Annotated in this window: 13 protein-coding genes and 2 pseudogenes; 10 read left to right on the top strand and 5 right to left on the bottom strand. The window is 62.1% G+C overall.

Features of this window, described 5'->3' with window-relative positions; translation table 11 throughout:
- Positions 1-123 precede the first annotated feature (123 nt).
- The 4 genes from ntrC to glnA all read right to left on the bottom strand — a co-directional run bounded on the left by ntrC (position 124) and on the right by glnA (position 4801).
- A complete protein-coding gene (gene ntrC, locus V5B39_RS14150; RefSeq protein ID WP_332343523.1) occupies positions 124-1554 on the bottom strand; it encodes a nitrogen regulation protein NR(I) in 1431 nt (476 codons plus the stop codon).
- Between the two features lie 60 nt (positions 1555-1614).
- Positions 1615-2688, bottom strand: a complete 1074-nt coding sequence (gene glnL / locus V5B39_RS14145; RefSeq protein ID WP_332343522.1) for a nitrogen regulation protein NR(II) — start codon at positions 2686-2688, stop codon at positions 1615-1617.
- A gap of 38 nt (positions 2689-2726) precedes the next feature.
- Positions 2727-3212 (bottom strand): DUF4124 domain-containing protein, encoded by a 486-nt coding sequence (locus tag V5B39_RS14140; RefSeq protein ID WP_332343521.1) that lies wholly within the window; start codon positions 3210-3212, stop codon positions 2727-2729.
- A gap of 173 nt (positions 3213-3385) precedes the next feature.
- Complete coding sequence (glnA, locus tag V5B39_RS14135) at positions 3386-4801, bottom strand: type I glutamate--ammonia ligase (protein ID WP_034951510.1); 1416 nt, start codon at positions 4799-4801, stop codon at positions 3386-3388.
- Positions 4802-5111: 310 nt separating this feature from the next.
- Here glnA and V5B39_RS14130 point away from each other — a divergent pair, with 310 nt between their 5' ends.
- The 3 genes from V5B39_RS14130 to V5B39_RS14120 are packed head-to-tail and all read left to right on the top strand — an operon-like array spanning position 5112 to position 7610.
- The gene (locus tag V5B39_RS14130; RefSeq protein ID WP_332343520.1) at positions 5112-5561 is read left to right on the top strand and encodes a rhodanese-like domain-containing protein; all 450 of its coding nucleotides are present in this window, start codon (positions 5112-5114) and stop codon (positions 5559-5561) included.
- 50 nt (positions 5562-5611) lie between these two features.
- Positions 5612-6709, top strand: a complete 1098-nt coding sequence (gene nadA / locus V5B39_RS14125) for a quinolinate synthase NadA (protein ID WP_332343519.1) — start codon at positions 5612-5614, stop codon at positions 6707-6709.
- A gap of 31 nt (positions 6710-6740) precedes the next feature.
- The gene (locus tag V5B39_RS14120; protein WP_332343518.1) at positions 6741-7610 is read left to right on the top strand and encodes an Hsp33 family molecular chaperone HslO; all 870 of its coding nucleotides are present in this window, start codon (positions 6741-6743) and stop codon (positions 7608-7610) included.
- Between the two features lie 10 nt (positions 7611-7620).
- Here V5B39_RS14120 and V5B39_RS14115 read toward each other — a convergent pair whose 3' ends face one another.
- A complete protein-coding gene (locus tag V5B39_RS14115; RefSeq protein WP_332343517.1) occupies positions 7621-9030 on the bottom strand; it encodes an FAD-binding oxidoreductase in 1410 nt (469 codons plus the stop codon).
- A 412-nt stretch (positions 9031-9442) separates the two neighbouring features.
- On the opposite strand from V5B39_RS14115, the gene glk reads away from it, so the two are divergent.
- The 7 genes and pseudogenes from glk to V5B39_RS14080 all read left to right on the top strand — a co-directional run.
- The gene (gene glk / locus V5B39_RS14110) at positions 9443-10408 is read left to right on the top strand and encodes a glucokinase (protein WP_332343516.1); all 966 of its coding nucleotides are present in this window, start codon (positions 9443-9445) and stop codon (positions 10406-10408) included.
- A 22-nt stretch (positions 10409-10430) separates the two neighbouring features.
- Positions 10431-12878 carry a glycogen/starch/alpha-glucan phosphorylase gene (locus tag V5B39_RS14105; protein ID WP_332343515.1) on the top strand — a complete coding sequence of 816 codons (2448 nt, stop codon included), beginning with the start codon at positions 10431-10433 and terminating at the stop codon, positions 12876-12878.
- Positions 12879-13097: 219 nt separating this feature from the next.
- Entirely contained in the window at positions 13098-15281 is a 2184-nt protein-coding gene (glgB, locus tag V5B39_RS14100; protein WP_332343514.1) for a 1,4-alpha-glucan branching protein GlgB, read from the top strand.
- Positions 15278-17317, top strand: coding sequence for a glycogen debranching protein GlgX (gene glgX / locus V5B39_RS14095; protein WP_332343513.1), 2040 nt, complete (start codon positions 15278-15280; stop codon positions 17315-17317). The genes glgB and glgX overlap by 4 nt, the downstream gene beginning before the upstream one ends.
- 171 nt (positions 17318-17488) lie before the next feature.
- Positions 17489-17803 (top strand): hypothetical protein, encoded by a 315-nt coding sequence (locus V5B39_RS14090; protein WP_332343512.1) that lies wholly within the window; start codon positions 17489-17491, stop codon positions 17801-17803.
- Positions 17804-17836: 33 nt separating this feature from the next.
- A pseudogene (locus tag V5B39_RS14085) lies at positions 17837-18830 on the top strand (IS1595 family transposase).
- 22 nt (positions 18831-18852) lie between these two features.
- Positions 18853-19254, top strand: a pseudogene (locus tag V5B39_RS14080) (DDE-type integrase/transposase/recombinase); the annotation flags it as partial.
- Positions 19255-19382: the final 128 nt, after the last annotated feature.

Raw genomic sequence — 19382 nt, 5'->3', positions numbered from 1 at the left:
TTCTCTCACCAGACCTTCCCAGCCATTCCTCGCGATTCCCCGCCCCGGTAGACTCCCGCTTTCGCGGGAATGACGGTACCTGGCAATAGTCGGCAAGCGGCATATCCATTCGCGGAAATCGCCTTATCGCGCAGAGGAGCCGTCCCGATCGTCGCCGGCACCGCTGCCGTCGAGGCCAAGTTCCTGAATCTTGCGGGTGATGGTATTCCTGCCGATGCCGAGAGCCTGCGCAGCCTCGATTCGCCGCCCACCGGTATGAGCCAGCGCACGGTTGATCAGGACGCGTTCGAAGGCCTGCGTCAACTTCGCATGCACCTGCCCAGGGTCGCTTCCCAACAGACGTTCGACCTCGTTCGCCAGCGCGCTTTGCCAGTCGTTGGCCGGCGTCGCCGGCCCGGCCTCGCGCAGTTCCGGCGGCAGGTCGGCGACTTCCAGGAGTTGCCCCGGCGCCATCACCGTCAGCCAGTGACAGAGATTTTCGAGTTGCCGCACGTTCCCCGAAAAATCGAGCGAACACAAATGTTTCAGGGCAGCCTCGGAAAAGCGCTTGCCTTCGACACCGAGTTCCTGGGCACTCTTGAGCAGGAAGTGGCGCGCCAGGATCGGAATGTCCTCGGGTCTTTCGCGCAAGCTCGGCAGGCGCACGCGGATCACGTTCAGGCGGTGAAAGAGATCCTCGCGAAAAAGTCCCTGGCTGACTCGCGCTTCGAGGTCCTGATGCGTCGCGGCAATGATGCGAACCCGGGTTTTCAGCGGCGAATGACCGCCGACCCGATAGTAATGGCCATCCGACAGCACCCGCAACAACCGGGTTTGCAGCTCTGCCGGCATGTCGCCGATTTCATCGAGGAACAGCGTGCCCCCTTCGGCCTGCTCGAAACGACCCTGCCGCTGCGCCGCCGCGCCGGTAAAGGCACCCCGTTCATGGCCAAAGAGTTCCGATTCGAGCAGGTCGCGGGGAATCGCCGCGGTATTGATGGCGATGAACGGCTTGTCAGCACGCGGACTGTGGCGATGCACGGCGCGCGCCACGAGTTCCTTGCCGGAGCCCGACTCGCCGGTAATCAGAACGGTCGCGCTCGATTGACTCAGGCGACCAATGGCGCGGAAGACTTCCTGCATCGCCGGGGCCTGACCGAGAATCTCCGGCGTCAATCCTTCATCATTCGGCGCACCACTCTGGTGCAGACTCTCGCCAATCGCCCGCCGGATCAGTTCCAAAGCCTGATCGACATCAAAGGGTTTCGGCAGATACTCGAAGGCCCCCCCCTGAAATGCCGATACCGCACTCTCCAGATCGGAATAAGCGGTCATGATGATCACCGGCAGCGTCGGGAAGCGTTCCTTGAATACCTGCAACAGTTCCAGTCCCGACTGACCCGGCATGCGAATGTCGGAAACCAGCACCTGCGGCGCCTCGCCGCCGGCGTCGAGTTGCGCCAGTGCTTCAGTTGCCGAGGCAAAACTTTGGAAAGCGATTTTTTCGCGCGCCAGGGTCTTTTCGAGAACCCAGCGGATTGATTTGTCATCGTCAACGATCCACACCGGTTTCATCGATTCCTCAGGCGACTTGTCAAGTATCATCGTTTGCTAGCAAGAAGCCTGCCAGCCGGCTCAGACGAGCGGCAGGCGAATCGTGAAACAGGTCTGTCCCGGCTGGCTTTCACAATCAATCGTCCCCTGGTGTTGCTGCACAAAACTCTGTGCCAGCGTCAGCCCGAGGCCGCTACCGCCCTGGCGACCGGAAACCAGCGGATAGAACATGCGTTCGCGAATATCCTCGGGAATTCCCGGGCCATCATCGATGACCTTGACTTCGAGCGCCAGCCGGTAGCGGCGCTTGAACAAGGTCACCTGGCGCGCGGCCCGGGTGCGCAGCGTGATCAGCCCAGGCACGGTGACACTCCCGTCAGCCTGCCGGTCAATCGCCTGCGCGGCATTCCTGGCGATGTTCAGAAAGACCTGGATCAGTTGTTCGCGATCACCAACCAGCTCCGGCAGGCTGGTATCGTAGTCGCGACAAACGCTCAGGATGGTCGGAAACTCGGCAGTCAGCAGGCTGCGCACACGTTCCAGGATCTCGTGAATGTTTACCGGCCCCGGCTGCATCGGCCGATGCGGCGACAGCAGGCGGCGCATCAGATCCTGCAGGCGATCGGTCTCCTTGATGATCACCTGCGTATACTCGCGCAGGCCCGGCTGGTTGAGCTCGCGCTCCAGCAATTGCGCCGCACCACGGATACCGCCAAGCGGGTTCTTGATTTCGTGCACCAGGTTGCGTATCAACTCGCGACTGGCCTGCTGCTGCTCGACCAGACGCTCTTCCCGAGTCGCTCGCAACTGTTGATCGATCGGCCACAATTCGACCAGCAGGCTGGCCTCCGGGGAATCGACCGGGTTAACCGTACAGTTCAATTGCAGAAGCTCGCCACCGACGAGCCGCAAACCGATTTTCTGCCCAGTATAGCCCCAGCCTTGGTTGAGCACGCTGTCGAGTGCCGCCAGTAACCTCGGCGGGCACTCCATGACACCTTCCAGCGGGCAACCAGTAAACACCTTGTTGCTGATCTCCAGCAGGTTCTCGGCTGCCGGATTCAGGTAGCGGATAACCAGGCGGGCGTCAAGCAGAACCACTGCTGACGACAGCAGATCCAGACCGGCAAATGGATTTCCCGAATGTTCAGGCATGGGCTTTGCAGGGCGGTAGGCCCTGACGATCATGACAATCAGCGCAGATTGGCGATTTCTTTCTGGATGGCCTCGACATTGCGCTGATGCAGGGCCACCTTGTCCTTGTAGGTCTGGATCCGCTCCTGCACCTTGCCGCCACTGATCGCCCCACCCTGTATGCGCTCACTCGGCAGAACGATGCCTTCCTGTTCGGCCAGTTCCTTCTTCGCCTGTTCGGCATTCCGCTGTTCTGCCGCCAGTTCGTTCTCGAGAATGCGCCTACGATCGCCATCACGCGACTTCTGTGTCTGATCGTCCACCTTCGGAAAATTGCCTGGCGTCGGCGTTTTCGTCGCCGCAGCCGGTGGCCGGGCCGCCGGCGCCAGGTTGACCGGATCGAGAAGAAGTTTCCGGCAACTCTTGCTCGGCACATTCGAGTAGGTCACCCGCCCGTCGGGGTCGGCACATTTGTAGATGTCCTGCGCGTGCGCCGATACTGCAGCGAGCAGTCCAATCGAAAGACACAGGCCTGGCAGTTTCATCGTCGTCGTATTCCTTGGTCGCAGCCAGTCGCCGCGGAGGGAAACCGGCGACCCTCTTCCTGAACATCCGGCGACGCCAGGAGAGGGATCGAACCAATAGTAACGCGGCAGGAAGTCGATCGGTAGACAAAAAAAGGACGGGCACGCCCGTCCTCTGTTCTGCGCCTGCCCGATCAGCAGCTGTAGTACAGATCGAACTCGACCGGGTGAGTGGTCATGCGCACCTTGTTGACCTCGTCCATCTTGAGTTCGATGAAGGCGTCGATCCAGTCATCGGAAAAGACTCCGCCACGGGTGAGGAAGTCACGATCCTTGTCCAGCGATTCAAGCGCTTCTTCGAGGCTGGCGCAAACGGTCGGGATCTTGGCGTCTTCTTCGGGGGGCAGGTCATAGAGGTTCTTGTCTGCCGGATCGCCCGGATGAATGCGGTTCTGAATGCCGTCAAGACCGGCCATCAACAAGGCCGAGAAGCACAGATAGGGATTGGCGATCGGGTCTGGGAAGCGGGTTTCGATACGCCTGGCCTTGTCGGAAGCGACATGCGGCACGCGGATCGAAGCCGAACGGTTCTTGGCCGAGTAAGCCAGCTTGACCGGTGCTTCGTAGTGCGGCACCAGGCGTTTGTACGAATTGGTGCCGGGGTTGGTGATCGCGTTCAGTGCCTTGGCATGCTTGACGATGCCGCCGATGTAGAACAGTGCCAATTCCGAAAGACCGGCGTAGCCATTGCCGGCAAACAGGTTCTTGCCATCCTTCCAGATCGACTGATGGACGTGCATGCCCGAACCATTGTCGCCAACGATCGGCTTCGGCATGAAAGTCGCGGTCTTGCCGTACTGATGCGCAACGTTATGGACCACGTACTTGAGCACTTGTGTCCAGTCGGCGCGCCTGACCAGCGTGTTGAACAGGGTGCCGATCTCGCACTGACCGGCGGTCGCAACTTCGTGGTGATGCACTTCGACCGGCACCCCGACCGATTCGAGCGTCAGCACCATCGCCGAGCGGATGTCGTGCAGGCTATCGACGGGCGGTACCGGGAAATACCCCCCCTTGATCCCCGGACGGTGACCCGACCCCCCCTCGTTGTCGCCCTTTTCGCCACTCGTCCAGGCCGCTTCCTGCGAGAAGATCTTCAGGGTGCAGCCCGACATGTCGACGCTCCAGGACACCGAATCGAAAATGAAGAATTCGGGTTCGGGTCCGAAGTAGGCGGTGTCACCAATGCCGCTCGACTTGAGATAGGCCTCGGCGCGCTTGGCAATCGAACGGGGATCGCGGTCGTAGCCGCGGCCATCGGCCGGATCGACCACATCACAGGTGATGACCACGGTGGTCTCATCGAAAAAGGGATCGACATAGGCGGTGCTCGGATCGGGCATCAACTGCATGTCCGAAGCCTGAATTCCTTTCCAGCCAGCGATTGACGAACCATCGAAAGCGTGGCCGTTCTCGAACTTGTCCTCGCCAAAAGCGCTGACCGGAACCGTCACGTGCTGCTCCTTGCCACGCGTATCGGTGAAGCGGAAGTCAACGAACTTCGCCTCGTTTTCCTTGACCATGTTGATTACGTCTTGCGGGCTTGCCATTGCAAAATCTCCTGAAGAGGTGCCGGACTCGCCGGCGATAGTAGAAAAACAGGGGTGCGCGGGGAATTAGCAGAAAACGTGCCAATCACTGTCCCGGTGGATTTTCATTGTGCCACAAGGTTCTGGCGTGTTCTTGAGGTTTTTTGGCGCACTCTATCGGTGCACCAAATCTGATCGCGCACCAATATGGTGCGCCACGAAAAAAAGCCCCCTGTCCTGCGAACGATACAACTGATTTATACTCCGAGCTTCATCAGACGCCTTATCGGGCGTCCCTCAACCTTCAATACAGGCCATCTGGCAGGATACCATGGGAAAACTGACCGATCTGCTGCAACTCGCCCGCGAACGCGGGCGCGAACTTGGCCTCCCGTACACCGGCGCACTGACTCCGGAGGAGGCGTACAAGGTCTGGCAACTGGCACCCGGCGCCAAACTGGTCGACGTGCGCACGCGTGCCGAATGGGACTGGGTCGGACGCATCCCTGGCGCCGTCGAAATCGAATGGATGAGTTACCCCGAGAACCGGCCCAACAGTCATTTCCTGGCGCAACTGACGCAGCAGACCGATCGCGAATCGCTGCTGATGTTCATCTGCCGCAGCGGCGTGCGTTCGCACCAGGCAGCCGCGCTGGTCAGCCAGGCGACGCCACGTGACTGCTACAATGTGCTCGAAGGCTTCGAGGGCGACAAGGACGCCAACGGCCAGCGAGGCAGGATCGGCGGCTGGCGGCACGCCGGCCTGCCCTGGCATAACTGACGCTGCCCGCCTGAACCGGCTTCCCAGACATCGATTCGAGTACCCTCACCATGCCGAGCGCAACCATCCACTTCGACCAATTCAACCAGTTACACGACGACGCCTGTCATCAGCGAATCCGTGCCGCGCGCGCGCGCCTCGGCAAGGAAGCCGTGCTGCTCTGCCACCACTATCAGCGCGCCGACGTTTATCAATATGCTGACTTCACCGGCGACTCGCTGAAACTCTCGCGCCTTGCCTCGGGAACCGATTCCCGCTATATCGTTTTTTGTGGCGTGCATTTCATGGCCGAAGTCGCCGACATCATGTCGGGGCCCGAGCAGATCGCCATCCTGCCCGACCTGGCCGCCGGCTGCTCGATGGCCGACATGGCCAACCTGGCCAAAGTCGAACGCTGCTGGCGCGAACTCGGCGAAGTGCTCGACGCGGATCAACAGCTCACGCCAGTGACCTACATCAACTCGGCGGCCGATCTCAAGGCCTTCTGTGGCGCACGCGACGGCATCGTGTGCACCTCGTCGAATGCCGGCACGATTGCTGCTTGGGCATTTGCGCGTCGCGAGAAGATTCTCTTCTTTCCGGATCAGCACCTCGGGCGCTGGACCGGCTTCCAGATGGGCATCGCACTCGACGAGATGATGGTCTGGGACCCCGACCTTGAGATGGGCGGCCTCACCGCCGAGCAGATCCGGCGGGCAAAACTGCTGCTCTGGAAAGGCCATTGTTCGGTCCATCAGATGTTCCAGCCGGCGCACATCCTGCGTTTTCGCAATCAGCATCCCAACGGCCTGGTCATCGCCCACCCGGAATGCAGTTTCGAGGTCTGCCGACAGTCGGATTTCGTCGGCTCGACCGAACACATCGTCAGAACGATCAAGGAAGCCCCGCCGAACACGCGCTGGCTGGTCGGCACCGAACTCAATCTGGTCAACCGTCTCGCCGAAGAAGTCCGGCACGAGGGCAAGATCGTGCAGTTCATGGCGCCAACGGTGTGCATGTGCTCGACGATGCAGCGCATCGACCCGCAGCATCTGGCGTGGACACTCGAAAATCTGGCCGATGGGCAGGTAGTCAACCGGATCACGGTACCCGAGCATGAGCGGGCACTCGCCAAGCTGGCGCTGGAAAGAATGCTCGCCGTCTCCTGAGTGCTGTGCCTGCTGATCCCCCACCCTCCGCATGCTCGACGACTGCCTGAGCCGCTTTCTGATCGACGACCTCGACATCCGGGGCGCCTTGGTTCGCCTCGGACCGGCGTGGCGGAAAATGCTCGGGAATCGCGACTACCCGGCAGCGGTTGCCCGATTGCTCGGAGAAATGAGCGTCACCACCCTGCTGCTCGCCGACAACCTCAAACAGTCCGGTCGCTTGACAATCCAGATGCGCGGCAGCGGCCCGGTGTCGCTGCTGGTCGTCGACTGCAACGAGCAGTTGCAGATTCGCGGCATGGCCAGATGCGAGGCGCAACCGCAAGCCGAGTCCGTTCCGGAGCTGCTCGGCGATGGCCAGTTGCTGCTCGTGCTCGACCGGCCATCGATGCGCGAACCCTATCGGAGCATCGTCCCACTCGATGGCGAAAGCATCGCCGAGGTCTTCGAGCACTACCTCGAGCAGTCGGAACAGTTGCCCGCGCGCTTTTTCCTGGCCGCTTCGGCCAGCGCAGCGTCCGGACTCTTCATCCAGAAACTGCCCACTGCCGATCAGTGCGATGCAGACGGCTGGACGCGCGTCGAGGCGCTGGCGGCCACCGTCAAGGCGACCGAACTCTGGTCGCTGCCTGCCGAAGAACTGCTGCACCGCCTCTTTCCTGAAGAAACCGTTCGCCTTTTTCCGTCCCGGCCGGTCGTTCACCACTGCCCCGAGGACTGGGACAAAGTCCGTGCGCTGCTACGTTCGCTCGGCCCCGCCGAAGTCTACGCCACCCTGCGTGAACATGGCGAAGTGCTGATCAGGGACGACCTCTGCAACCTGGAGTACCGTTTCGACGCGCCGGCCATCGATGCACTCTTCGACGATGCGCTGCAGAAGACGTCACCGACGCGGCATTGACCCAGGGAACTCAAAGCACCTTGCCGGGATTCATCAACCCCCGTGGATCGAGGGTGCGCTTGATCGCGCGCATCATCCCGATTTCGACCGGGCTCTTGTAGCGCAGCAATTCCATACGCTTCAACTGGCCGATGCCGTGTTCGGCGCTGATGCTGCCACCCAGTTCATGCACCAGGTCATGGACGATCCGGTTGACTTCGGGCTGTGCGGCCAGGAAGACCGCGTTCTCGCCGGCGGACGATTTGGACTGGTTGTAGTGTAGATTGCCGTCGCCGATGTGCCCGAAGGTGACGATGCGAATCTCCGGAAAAGCTTGTTCGAGCGCCCGGTTGGCGCGCTCGACAAACTCGGGAAGACGCGAAATCGGCAGCGAGACATCGTGCTTGATGCTCAGGCCGGCGCGCTTCTGCGCTTCGCCGATATTCTCGCGCAGCGCCCACAGACGCCTCGCCTGCTCGCCGCTTTGCGCCAACAGCGCGTCGCCAAGGGCGCATTCGTCGAGCGCCGTTTCGAGAAACGCTGCCAGCGCATCGCGCTGCGCCGTATCGTCACTGCCACCTGAGAGTTCGATCAGGAGATGCCACGGGCTTGCCGACAGCGCCGGATGCGTCCCCGGAATGTGTTTGCGAACCAGAGCAAGGGCCGCTTCGGAAACCAGTTCGCAGGCGGTCAGCGACGCACCGAAGCGCGCCTGCAGGTCGGCCAGCAGGCGTACTGCCAGCGCCGGCGAGGCAATCGCCAGCCAGGCGGTGGCGGTCGCGCGTGGCAGCGGGAAAAGCTTCAATACCGCCGCAGTGATGATCCCCAGCGTTCCCTCCGCGCCGATGAACAGGTGCTTCAGGTCGTAGCCGGTATTGTCCTTGCGCAGGGCCCGCAGACCATCCCAGATCTCGCCACTCGGCAGCACCACTTCGAGGCCCAGCGTCAGTTCGCGCATGTTGCCGTAGCGCAGGACCTGTACGCCTCCCGCGTTGGTGGACAGATTGCCGCCGATCTGACAACTGCCTTCGGCCGCCAGCGACAGCGGAAACAGCCGCCCCGCCTGTGCGGCCAGTTCCTGTACGGCCTGCAGCACGCAACCCGCTTCGACGGTGATGGTGTTGTTGGCGGTGTCGAGTGCGCGCACGCGCTGCATTCGGGAAAGGCTGATCAGCACCGAGCGGCCATCGAGCGCAGGCGTCGCCGCGCCGCACAGGCTGGTGTTGCCGCCCTGCGGGACCATCGCCACGCCAGCCTCGGCACAGGCCCGAACCACCGCCGATACCGCTGCAGTGGTCGCCGGCCGCACGACGCAGAGCGCCGCACCGCGATAACGACCCCGCCAATCGGCCAGGTATGCCGCCATGCGGTCGGTGGCAGTCAGCACATTCTCGGAGCCGAGCAGCTCGCCCAGTTTTCTGATCAGATGCGCGTCATTCACATGTTGGCCTTCAGTGGGTTCAGATCGCAGGCGAGAAGGAAAGTACGTATCGATTCACGTACCGATTGCAGGCTCATCCGGAAGTGCGTGGCAGCCAGGCATCAGGGAAACGGGGGGTCACAATAGCGATGGCGTGACGATTCGGCAAGTCCCGGCTTGACAGAACCCGCGTGCACCGGAGAGACTGCCGGACAACTGATGCCGGTGTCCGGGGGAGAACGTCAGATGCGTCGGGTCTTTGAAAAATACCGTATTTGGTGCGAAGATCCGGGAACATGCCCATCCTTCCGGCGGGGCATTCATCTTCGACTTGCAACGGCCTCCCGAACAAGATAACAGAGCAGCCACGTCATCGATTGGCTTGACACATGAGAACCCTCGACCCACTCCCCGACACCGAGCAGGCACTGCCATGACGCCATACACCCTGCTGGTCGCCGACATCGGTGGCACGCGCGCCCGTTTTGCGCTGCTCGACGAATCCGGTGCTCCGGACCGGGTACGCATTCTCGCGGTGGCCGACTTCCCCGGACCGGCGGCAGCGATTCAGGCCTACCTCACCGACGTTGGCGGCCCGGCCCTACAGGCAGCGGCGATCGCCCTGGCCGGCCCGGTACAGGATGAAGTGGTCCGGCTGACCAATGGCACCTGGACTTTCGTGCGCGCCAACCTGATGGCAGAATTCGGGCTGAGCCGCCTGCTTCTGCTCAACGACTTCACCGCCCTGGCCTTGTCGCTACCACAGCTCACAGCCGCCGATCTGCATCAGGTCGGCGGTGGCGTGCCAATCGAGCGGGCTCCCAAGGCCGTGCTGGGACCGGGGACCGGCCTTGGCGTCTCGGGCGTGCTTTTCGCTCGCGGCCACTGGCTGGCGCTGACCGGCGAAGGCGGCCATTGCTCGCTAGCCGCCGCCGACGCCCGCGAGTCGACGATCCTTGCCCTCGCCCGGCGGGAGTTTGCACATGTCTCTGCCGAGCGCCTGCTTTCCGGCAGCGGTCTGCCCTTGTTGCACCGGCTGGTTGCCGAAGTGGACGGCCGCCGCGGCGAACCCTTGTCAACTGCCGAGATTGTCGCGCGTGCGATCACTGGCGACGATGTCCAATGCCGGGCAGTGATCGACACTTTCTGCGCAATGCTCGGCTCGGTCGCGGGAAATCTTGCCCTCACCCTCGGCGCCCAGGGTGGTGTGTATGTCGGTGGTGGTATCATTCCCAGACTGGGAGACATTTTCGATCGCTCACCATTTCGCGCTCGTTTCGAGGCCAAGGGGCGCTTCGCTGCCTACCTGGCCGCAATTCCGACCTATCTAATGCTTTCTCCGACGCCGGCCCTGCTTGGCGCTGCCCATGCCCTGGCCGACAGCGAGGGTTGCCCATGAACTTTACTGGAGTATCCGCCTGATGTCCGATGCCGCTCAACCCGATTCCGAAAGCCCAGCACTGCGCTCCGAAATCGAGCACAAACTGCTCTCCATCGTTGCTGCCGAACCCACCAGAGCCAGCACGGCCGACCTCTATCAGGCACTTTCACACGTGGCACGAGAGCAACTGGCGCAACGTTGGGTCGACACCCAGAATGCTGACCGAGATAACAAGGCACGACGCATCTATTACCTGTCAATGGAATTCCTGATCGGCCGCGCGATGAACAATGCCCTGGCAGCACTCGATCTGCGAGACCAGGCAGCGGCCGCGTTCACCGCACCCGGTCCATCACTCGACGAGGTGATCGAATGCGAGCCTGACGCGGCACTCGGCAACGGCGGTCTGGGCAGGCTGGCGGCCTGCTTTCTCGATTCGATGGCCACCCTCGGACTTCCCTCCTGGGGCTACGGCGTCCGCTATGAATACGGCATGTTTGCGCAGTCGATCCTCAACGGCCAGCAAGTCGAGCAGCCGGAAGCCTGGCTGCAGGATCGTTCGCCCTGGGAATTCCCGCGCGCCAACAAGCACTATACCGTGCGCTTTGGTGGCCATGCCGAGCATCACGGCGAGTGGGCGGAATGGCATGCCGCCGATTCGGTCGAAGCCAAGGCGTTCGATTACGTGATCCCCGGTCACGGGACCGAACGGGTCAGCACCCTGCGCCTGTGGAAAGCCGCCGCGCCGTCGCACATCGACCTCGGCGCCTTCAATACCGGCGACTACCAGCGCGCCGCCGAGTTCAAGAATCGTTTCGAGAACATTTCCTGGGTTCTCTACCCGAATGACAGCACTTCGGCCGGCCGCGAACTGCGTCTGCGCCAGGAATATTTTTTCGTTTCCGCATCGTTGCAGGACATCCTGTTTCGCCATCTGTCCGAGCACGGCAGCTTCTGCAATCTGGCCGAGCAGGTGGCGATCCATCTCAACGACACCCACCCGGCAATCAGCGTCGCCGAGTTGATGCGTCTCCTGGTCGACGAACATGGGATGGCCTGGGCCACCGCCTGGGATCAGTGCCGGCGCATTTTCTCCTACACCAACCACACGCTGATGCCCGAAGCCCTGGAAACCTGGAAGGTCACCCTGGTTCAGCGCGTGTTGCCCCGCCATATGTTGATCATCTACCGCATCAACCAGGAGTTTCTCGACGAAGTGCTTCGCCTCTACCCCGGAGACATCGACCTGATCCGGCGCGTCTCGATGATCGACGACGGTGGCGGCCACGACAAGGACAAACGCGTCCGCATGGCGAACCTGTGCATTGTCGGCAGTCACCGGGTCAACGGCGTTTCGCAATTGCACTCGGACCTGATGGTGCAGACCATCTTTGCCGACTTTGCCCGCCTCTACCCCGAACGCTTCCATAACAAGACCAACGGTGTCACGCCACGCCGCTGGCTGGCCCAGGCCAATCCCGCCCTCTCCTCCCTGCTCGACGAACGCCTCGACAGCCGGGACTGGCGCCTGCATCTGGAGCGCCTGCACGAATTGCGGGCGAGCGCCGACGACGCCGGTTTCCGGAGCGCCTTCGCCGAAGCCAAACGCGGCAACAAGCAACGCCTGGCCAGTTACGTCGCCCGTGAAACCGGCGTCACCCTGAACCCCGACAGCCTGTTCGACGTGCAGGTCAAACGCATCCACGAATACAAGCGGCAATTGCTCAACGTACTACACGTGATCACCCGCTACAACGCGCTGCTGGAGGGATCGACCGAGGGTGTGGCACCGCGCAGCGTGATCTTCGCCGGCAAGGCGGCATCGTCGTATCACATGGCCAAACAGGTGATCCGGCTGATTCACGATGTCGCCGCTGTGGTCAACAACGACCCACGCACCCGCGACCTGCTGCAGGTTGTCTTCATTCCCAACTATGGCGTTTCCGTTGCCGAACTGATCATGCCGGCCGCCAACCTCTCCGAACAGATTTCGACAGCCGGCACCGAAGCCTCGGGCACTGGCAACATGAAGCTCTCGCTCAACGGTGCATTGACCATCGGCACCGAAGATGGCGCCAATATCGAGATTCGCGACAACGTCGGCGCCGACAACATCTTCATTTTCGGCCACAATACCGCACAGGTCAGCGCCATCCGCCAGTCCGGCTATCAGCCGCACGATCTGTACCTCAACGATCCCCGTCTCAAGGAGGTGCTTGACAAGATCGATAGCGGCGTCTTCTCGCCAGGCGAACGTTCGCGCTATCACGACATCTTCAATTGCCTGGTGCATTACGGCGACCACTACCTGCTGCTTGCCGACTACACGGACTATATCGCCACCCAGGCGCGTGTCGACGCCCTCTATCTGACGCCCGCCGAGTGGCAGCGCAAAGCCATTCTCAACGTCGCCGGGATGGGCCCCTTCTCGGCTGACCGAACGATCGCTGACTATGCCAACGACACCTGGAAAATTCGCACACTTTAAGTAACGGTCATGACTTTTCAAGGCCCATCCATCATGAAAGTCATGACCGTTTCCCTCCCTTGCAGGGCGCATTCCAGCTGGCACGCCGGAATCGTTCGATGGGCGCGGAGCAGGCTCTGCGAATTCCCCCTCTCACCCCCCGACCCCTCCCCCGCCAGTGGGGAGGGGAGATTCGTAAGTCGCTGACGCGACTTTCATATTAAGGTAAGGAAGTCCCAAATGCTTGATCATGCAGAGATCATCGCCCTTTGCCGGGCGGAACACGGCGACCCTTATGCGGTCCTTGGAATGCATACCGATGCCGACGGTGGACTATGGGTTCGCAGTCTGCAACCGGGTGCCCGCTCGGTGGCCGTCCTGGAGGCCAAAACCGGGAGGCAGATCGCCGAGCTGGCGCATATCGAGATCGAAGGAGTCGAAGGCTTCTTCGAAGGACTGATGCCTCGCCGCCGCAACCGTTTCCCCTACCGCCTGCGGATCAACTGGGAATACGGTGTTCAGGAAACCGATGACCCGTATCGTTTCCCGACCGTACTCGGTGAAATGGACGTCTGGCTGCTCGCCGAAGGCTCGCACCTGCGGCCCTTCGAACGCCTCGGTGCGCACCTGTGCGAGATCGATGGCGTGGCCGGAACGGTTTTCGCGGTCTGGGCACCGGACGCGCAACGGGTCAGCGTCGTCGGCGATTTCAATACCTGGGACGGCCGTCGCCACCCGATGCGCCTGCGCCGGGAATGCGGGGTCTGGGAAATCTTTCTGCCCGGAGTGGGCGCCGGCGCGCACTACAAATACGAAATTCGCTCGCACGATGGCTATCTGCTGCCGCTCAAATCCGACCCATACGGCTTTCAGGCCGAACTGCGGCCGTCGACGGCGTCGATCGTCTGCGCCCTGCCCAAACCCGTGGAACCCGCGCCGGCAGCGGCCGGAGACGAGCTGGGCACCCCCTTGTCGGTCTACGAGGTGCATCTGGCCTCCTGGCGGCGGGCTGACGATGGCGGCTTTCCGGACTGGCAACGGCTGAGCGAAACCCTGATCCCTTACGTGGTCGACCTCGGCTTCACGCATCTCGAATTGCTGCCGGTTTCCGAGCACCCCTTCGATGGTTCCTGGGGCTATCAGCCGCTAGGGCTTTACTCCCCGACGGCCCGTCATGGCAACCCGACCGGTTTCCGCGACTTCGTCCACGCCTGCCACGACGCCGGACTGCGCGTGATCGTCGACTGGGTACCGGCGCATTTTCCGACCGACGAACACGGTCTCGGTCGCTTCGACGGCACCGCGCTGTACGAGCATGCCGACCCGCGCGAGGGCATGCATCAGGATTGGGGCACCCTGATCTACAACTTCGGCCGCCGCGAAGTCAGCAACTACCTGATCGGCAACGCGTTGTTCTGGATCGAACGCTACGGCGTCGACGGCCTGCGCGTGGACGCCGTCGCCTCGATGCTCTACCGCGACTACAGCCGCGAAGACGGGCAATGGCTGCCGAACGTCTATGGCGGCCGCGAGAACCTTGAGGCCGTGGCCTTCCTGCGCCGCATGAACGAGGTCCTCGGTCAGGAGCACCCGAGCGCTTCCACCTACGCCGAGGAATCGACAGCCTGGCCGATGGTCAGCCGTCCCCCTTCGATGGGTGGACTCGGCTTCCACTACAAGTGGAACATGGGCTGGATGCACGATGTTCTCGACTACATGGCCAAGGACCCGGTGCATCGCCGCTATCACCACAATCAGCTCAGCTTCGGAATGATGTACGCCTACACCGAAAACTTCATCCTGCCGCTGTCGCATGACGAAGTGGTGCATGGCAAAGGCTCGCTGATCAGCAAGATGGCTGGCGACTACTGGCAGAAGTTCGCCAATCTGCGCGCATTGTATGGCTACATGTGGGCGCATCCGGGCAAGAAGCTGCTGTTCATGGGCGGCGAGATCGGCCAGTGGAACGAGTGGAATCACGATCATTCGCTCGACTGGGGACTGCTCGACTTTCCGCTGCACGCCGGCGTGCGCACCCTCATCCGCGATCTCAACAACATCTACCGTAGCAATCCGGCACTGCACCAGGTCGATTTCGAGCCGACCGGTTTTGAATGGGTGGCCCCCGACGATGCCGAGTGTTCGGTGGTCGCCTTCGTTCGCTGGTCGCGCGATCATTCCCGCGCCATCCTCTACGTCGGCAACTTCACGCCGGTCGTTCGGCATGGCTACCGGATCGGCGTACCGATGCCGGGAAGGTATTGCGAACGGATCAACACCGACTCCGAGTATTACGGCGGCAGCAACGTCGGCAATGGCTTCGAGCCGGTCCATGCCGAACAGGTGCCGGCGCATGGCCGCGAATGGTCGCTGAATCTGACGTTGCCGCCCCTCGCCGCGCTGTACCTCGAATGGATACCATGAGCGACGGCGCCAACCTTGAAGCCGGGCGGCCGTGGCCGCTCGGCGCCAGCTGGGACGGACACGGCGTGAACTTCGCGCTTTTTTCGGCGCACGCCACGCGCGTCGAGTTGTGTGTCTTCAACGCGGACGGGATGCGCACGCTGCCGCTGCGCGAATGCAGCGACGAGATCTGGCATGGCTACCTGGCTGGTGCCGGGCCAGGGTTGCGCTATGCCTACCGGGTGCATGGCCCCGAGGGACCCGACCCCAACGGCCACGGCCACCATGGCCATCGGCAAGGCCACCGCTTCGATTCCCGGCGTTTTCTGCTCGATCCCTACGCGCGCGAAGTGGCCGGCCGTTTCTCGTGGCGGACGCAGGGCAACCAGGGAAACTGCCTGACCGCCTGTGTGGTTGACGAAGCATTCGACTGGGAAGGTGACGCCTCACCCGCGACAGCGCTGGCTGACACGGTTCTCTACGAGGCGCATGTCAAGGGCTGCAGCCGGCAACACCCCGGCGTACCCGAAGTGCTGCGCGGAACCTACGCCGGTCTCGCCGCGCCGGCGATGATCGAACATTTCCAGCGGCTCGGGGTCACCGCCATCAACCTGCTGCCGGTGTGCCACTTTCTCGACGAAAAGCATCTGGCAGACAAGGGCCTGGTCAATTACTGGGGCTACAACTCGCTCGCCTTCTTCGCCCCGGAACCGCGCTATGCAGCGCGCATCGGCGGGCAGTCGGTGATCGCCGAGTTCAAGACGATGGTCCGCTCGTTGCACACCGCCGGCCTCGAAGTCATTCTCGACGTGGTCTTCAACCATACCGCCGAAACCGACGAGGCGGGCCCGACCCTCTCGTTTCGCGGCATCGACAACCTGAGCTACTACCTGTTGCCCCCCGGTCATCTCAACCGCTACGAAAACTTCACCGGCTGTGGAAACACCCTGAATCTCGCCCATCCGCGGGTTCTGCAAATGGTCATGGATGCGCTTCGCTACTGGGTCGGCGTCATGCACGTCGATGGTTTCCGCTTCGACCTCGCGGCCACACTGACACGCGACAGCGCCTTTCTCGCCGCCGTGCGGCAGGACCCCTTGCTGCAGCGTGTCAAGCTGATCGCCGAGCCCTGGGACATCGGACCCGACGGCTACCGTCTGGGGCGTTTCCTGCCGGGTTGGAGCGAATGGAACGACCGCTTCCGCGACGACGTGCGCGCCTTCTGGCTGACCCACCAGGCCGGTGTCGGACAACTGGCACAACGGCTCGCCGGGTCACGCGAAGTCTTCGGCGTCAACGGGCGCGCGCCCCAGGCGGGAACCAACTTCATCACCGCGCATGACGGTTTCACCCTGCGCGATCTCGTCAGCTATCAGAAGAAGCACAACGAATTGAATGGCGAGGACAATCGTGACGGGCACGGCCATAACCACTCGTCGAACTGCGGTGAGGAAGGGATCAGCACGGATCCGGCCGTACTCGAAAGGCGCCGGCGCCTGCAGCGCGCGCTCCTCGCCACGCTGATGCTGTCCCAGGGCGTGCCGATGCTGCAGAGTGGCGACGAAATCGGACGCACACAGGCCGGCAACAACAACGCCTACTGCCAGGACAATGCGATGACCTGGCTCGACTGGAAGAACGCCGATGCCGAGCTGATCGACTTTGTCGCCGGGCTGATCGGCTTGCGCCGACGTTTCCCGCAACTGCGGCAACGCCGTTGGCTGACCGGCGAGATCACTGTCGACGGGCAGCCCGATGTGCTCTGGTGGCATCCTGCAGGCAGACCGATGCACCACGCCGACTGGGAGTCGAAAAAACTGGGCGCCTTCGGTCTGCAACTCGCTCCCGAACGTTCAGCCGTGGGCAATGGACCGGATGGCGAAACCCTGCTATGCCTGATCAACCGCGACGACGACCAGACTTCCTTCCTGCTGCCGGCAGGAGTCTGGCAGCAGATCTGCGACAGCAGCGCGCAGGCCCCCTTTGCCCCCCAAACGCGCACGACCGGCACCCTGGTGGCGGGGCGCAGCGTGCAGATTCTCAGAGCTTGTCAATAAATCTACTGCACGGCCGATCTGCGGCGTTGCTCACTCGCTCCCGCCCACGCGGCCGGCTTTTGCACAGCCGGCCGGCTACGGCGGCGCGCAGCAGGCTGCGCGAAACCCCGCCTTCGCCCTCGCCTATCCACTTGTTAGACGCCCTGACACACATGCGACACAGGACGATGGATGAATCGGCACAAGGCAGCAGGTATGCGGACAGGCTCGGCAGTATCGGCGCGTTGGCGCGCTCTCGCCGACGGCCCTGCACCGCAACTTCCATTCGGCGATGAGAACATGGGGAACCCCTTCGTCCATCTTGGGCCTAAGACCGGCTCTCGCGCAATCGAGTACGACTCATTCCCGTTCGAGGCGCTAAATGACATCGCGGAGATCGAGATCTGGCGCAAGGAGATCAACCGCCCGACCACCCATATCCACAAGGCCCATTATGCGTTTCGGACAGTTGTCCGGGTCTCCTGCGAAGAGACAGAGATCGGGTAGGATATGGTTGGCTTGTACGTGAAAGTGGAACGGATGCTACCCCTACAGAACCTGCTGGATGATGCCAAGTGTTACGAAGAAGTGCGTCAGCAACGCTGGCCGGAGGGTGTCCGCTGTCCCCATGGTGCTTCGTCGGAAGTGACGAAAAGGCCACGACATGACCCATCGGTCGCGCCAGAAATCCCGCTGTACGAGTTGCGGGCGCTGCTTTGACGATCTGACCGGGACGATCTTCGCGGGTCATCATCAGCCGTTGCGGGTCTGGATTCTGTGCCTTTACCGGATGGGATTGAATCTCTCCAACCCGCAGATCGGGCAGGAGTTGGGGCTGAACAAGGACGACGTGCAGCGCATGGTATCGCAATTGCGGGATGGAATCGTGGCGGTGCAACAGGTTCCGACTCTCTCGGGTGAAGGGGAATGTGACGAGGTATACGTCGTGGCAGGCCACAAAGGGCCACCCGACGCGGTAAAAAAAGGCCGTAAAGGCCGGCGCAGGCGCCTGAAGGGCGCGCGTGGACGTGGCACCCTGGAAAAGGAGAAGCCCCCGATCCTGGGACTTCTCCAACGCGGGGGTGAGGTGGTGGTGCGCATGCTGGCGAACGTTCGGCAACCGACAATCAAGCCATTGATCCTGTCCGTCATCGTACCCGGAACGACCATTGATACGGATGAATATGACCTCTACGCCCGCCTGCCCGAGTGGGGTGACGAACATCAGACCGTGTGCCATAGCCGGGGCGAATAGGCTCGTGATGACGACGGGGACGGATTCCACGAGGTTCAGTCAACACGATGGAAGGCTTCTGGTCATTGCTGCGCTCTTGGCTGCGTCCTCACCGCGGCATTTCACATTGAGCCAACCAAGAAAAAAACCAATCGCCGCCGGCGCTCTTGGCTGCGTCCTCACCGCGGCATTTCACAGGAGAAGCTTCCGCTCTACCTGGGCTTCTTTCAATTCGTGCACAATGCCAGAATCCGGGGCAAAGGCTGGCTAAAACCCCTGCTGAACGCCCTTCTGACGTAGCAGTCCGAAACGCATAATGAGCCTCACGTATTTGTGGACGGACGAAGGCTGGCTGTATCTGGCCATCGTTCTCGACTGGTTCAACCGCGAGGTCGTGGGCTAGTCCCTGAAGCCACGCATGACCCCTGATATCGTGACCGATGCGCTGACCATGGCCTGGTTCCGGAAGCGGCCGGCGCCTGGACTGTTGCACCCCTCCGACCGGGGCAGCCAGTATGCGCCACGCCTTCCAAGCCAAGCTCCAGGAATATGGCATGACCTGCTCGATGAGCCGGAAGGGCAACTGCTGGGACAACACCCCGACCGCGGGTTCAACCGCTTCAAGAACGAGCGGGTGCAGGGCGTCCAGTACACGACCCAGGCTGACATGAAGGCCGCCAGTTTCGAGTACATCGAGGTGTTCTACCACCGAAAACGGCAGCATTGTAATCATTCACTCCCCCTACACGGTTGCCGGGATGGCGGGGATGGCGGGGAGCTGCAAGCCTTTGCGAGCGGCTGCGATGACGGTGCCGAGGTACTGCCAGGCGGATGCTCCGCGACGGCGACAGG

Source organism: Accumulibacter sp., assembly GCF_036625275.1.
Classification (GTDB): Bacteria; Pseudomonadota; Gammaproteobacteria; order Burkholderiales; family Rhodocyclaceae; genus Accumulibacter.
The sequence above is the reverse complement of the archived record's forward strand: the minus strand, read 5'-3'. Positions and strand labels throughout refer to the sequence as shown.

What these genes read in the sequence shown, in the direction of transcription:
- ntrC (WP_332343523.1), bottom strand. Translation starts at nt 1,554, where the DNA reads ATGAAACCGGTGTGGATCGTTGACGATGACAAATCAATCCGCTGGGTT.
- glnL (WP_332343522.1), bottom strand. Translation starts at nt 2,688, where the DNA reads ATGCCTGAACATTCGGGAAATCCATTTGCCGGTCTGGATCTGCTGTCG.
- V5B39_RS14140 (WP_332343521.1), bottom strand. Translation starts at nt 3,212, where the DNA reads ATGAAACTGCCAGGCCTGTGTCTTTCGATTGGACTGCTCGCTGCAGTA.
- glnA (WP_034951510.1), bottom strand. Translation starts at nt 4,801, where the DNA reads ATGGCAAGCCCGCAAGACGTAATCAACATGGTCAAGGAAAACGAGGCG.
- V5B39_RS14130 (WP_332343520.1), top strand. Translation starts at nt 5,112, where the DNA reads ATGGGAAAACTGACCGATCTGCTGCAACTCGCCCGCGAACGCGGGCGC.
- nadA (WP_332343519.1), top strand. Translation starts at nt 5,612, where the DNA reads ATGCCGAGCGCAACCATCCACTTCGACCAATTCAACCAGTTACACGAC.
- V5B39_RS14120 (WP_332343518.1), top strand. Translation starts at nt 6,741, where the DNA reads ATGCTCGACGACTGCCTGAGCCGCTTTCTGATCGACGACCTCGACATC.
- glk (WP_332343516.1), top strand. Translation starts at nt 9,443, where the DNA reads ATGACGCCATACACCCTGCTGGTCGCCGACATCGGTGGCACGCGCGCC.
- V5B39_RS14105 (WP_332343515.1), top strand. Translation starts at nt 10,431, where the DNA reads ATGTCCGATGCCGCTCAACCCGATTCCGAAAGCCCAGCACTGCGCTCC.
- glgB (WP_332343514.1), top strand. Translation starts at nt 13,098, where the DNA reads ATGCTTGATCATGCAGAGATCATCGCCCTTTGCCGGGCGGAACACGGC.
- glgX (WP_332343513.1), top strand. Translation starts at nt 15,278, where the DNA reads ATGAGCGACGGCGCCAACCTTGAAGCCGGGCGGCCGTGGCCGCTCGGC.
- V5B39_RS14090 (WP_332343512.1), top strand. Translation starts at nt 17,489, where the DNA reads ATGAATCGGCACAAGGCAGCAGGTATGCGGACAGGCTCGGCAGTATCG.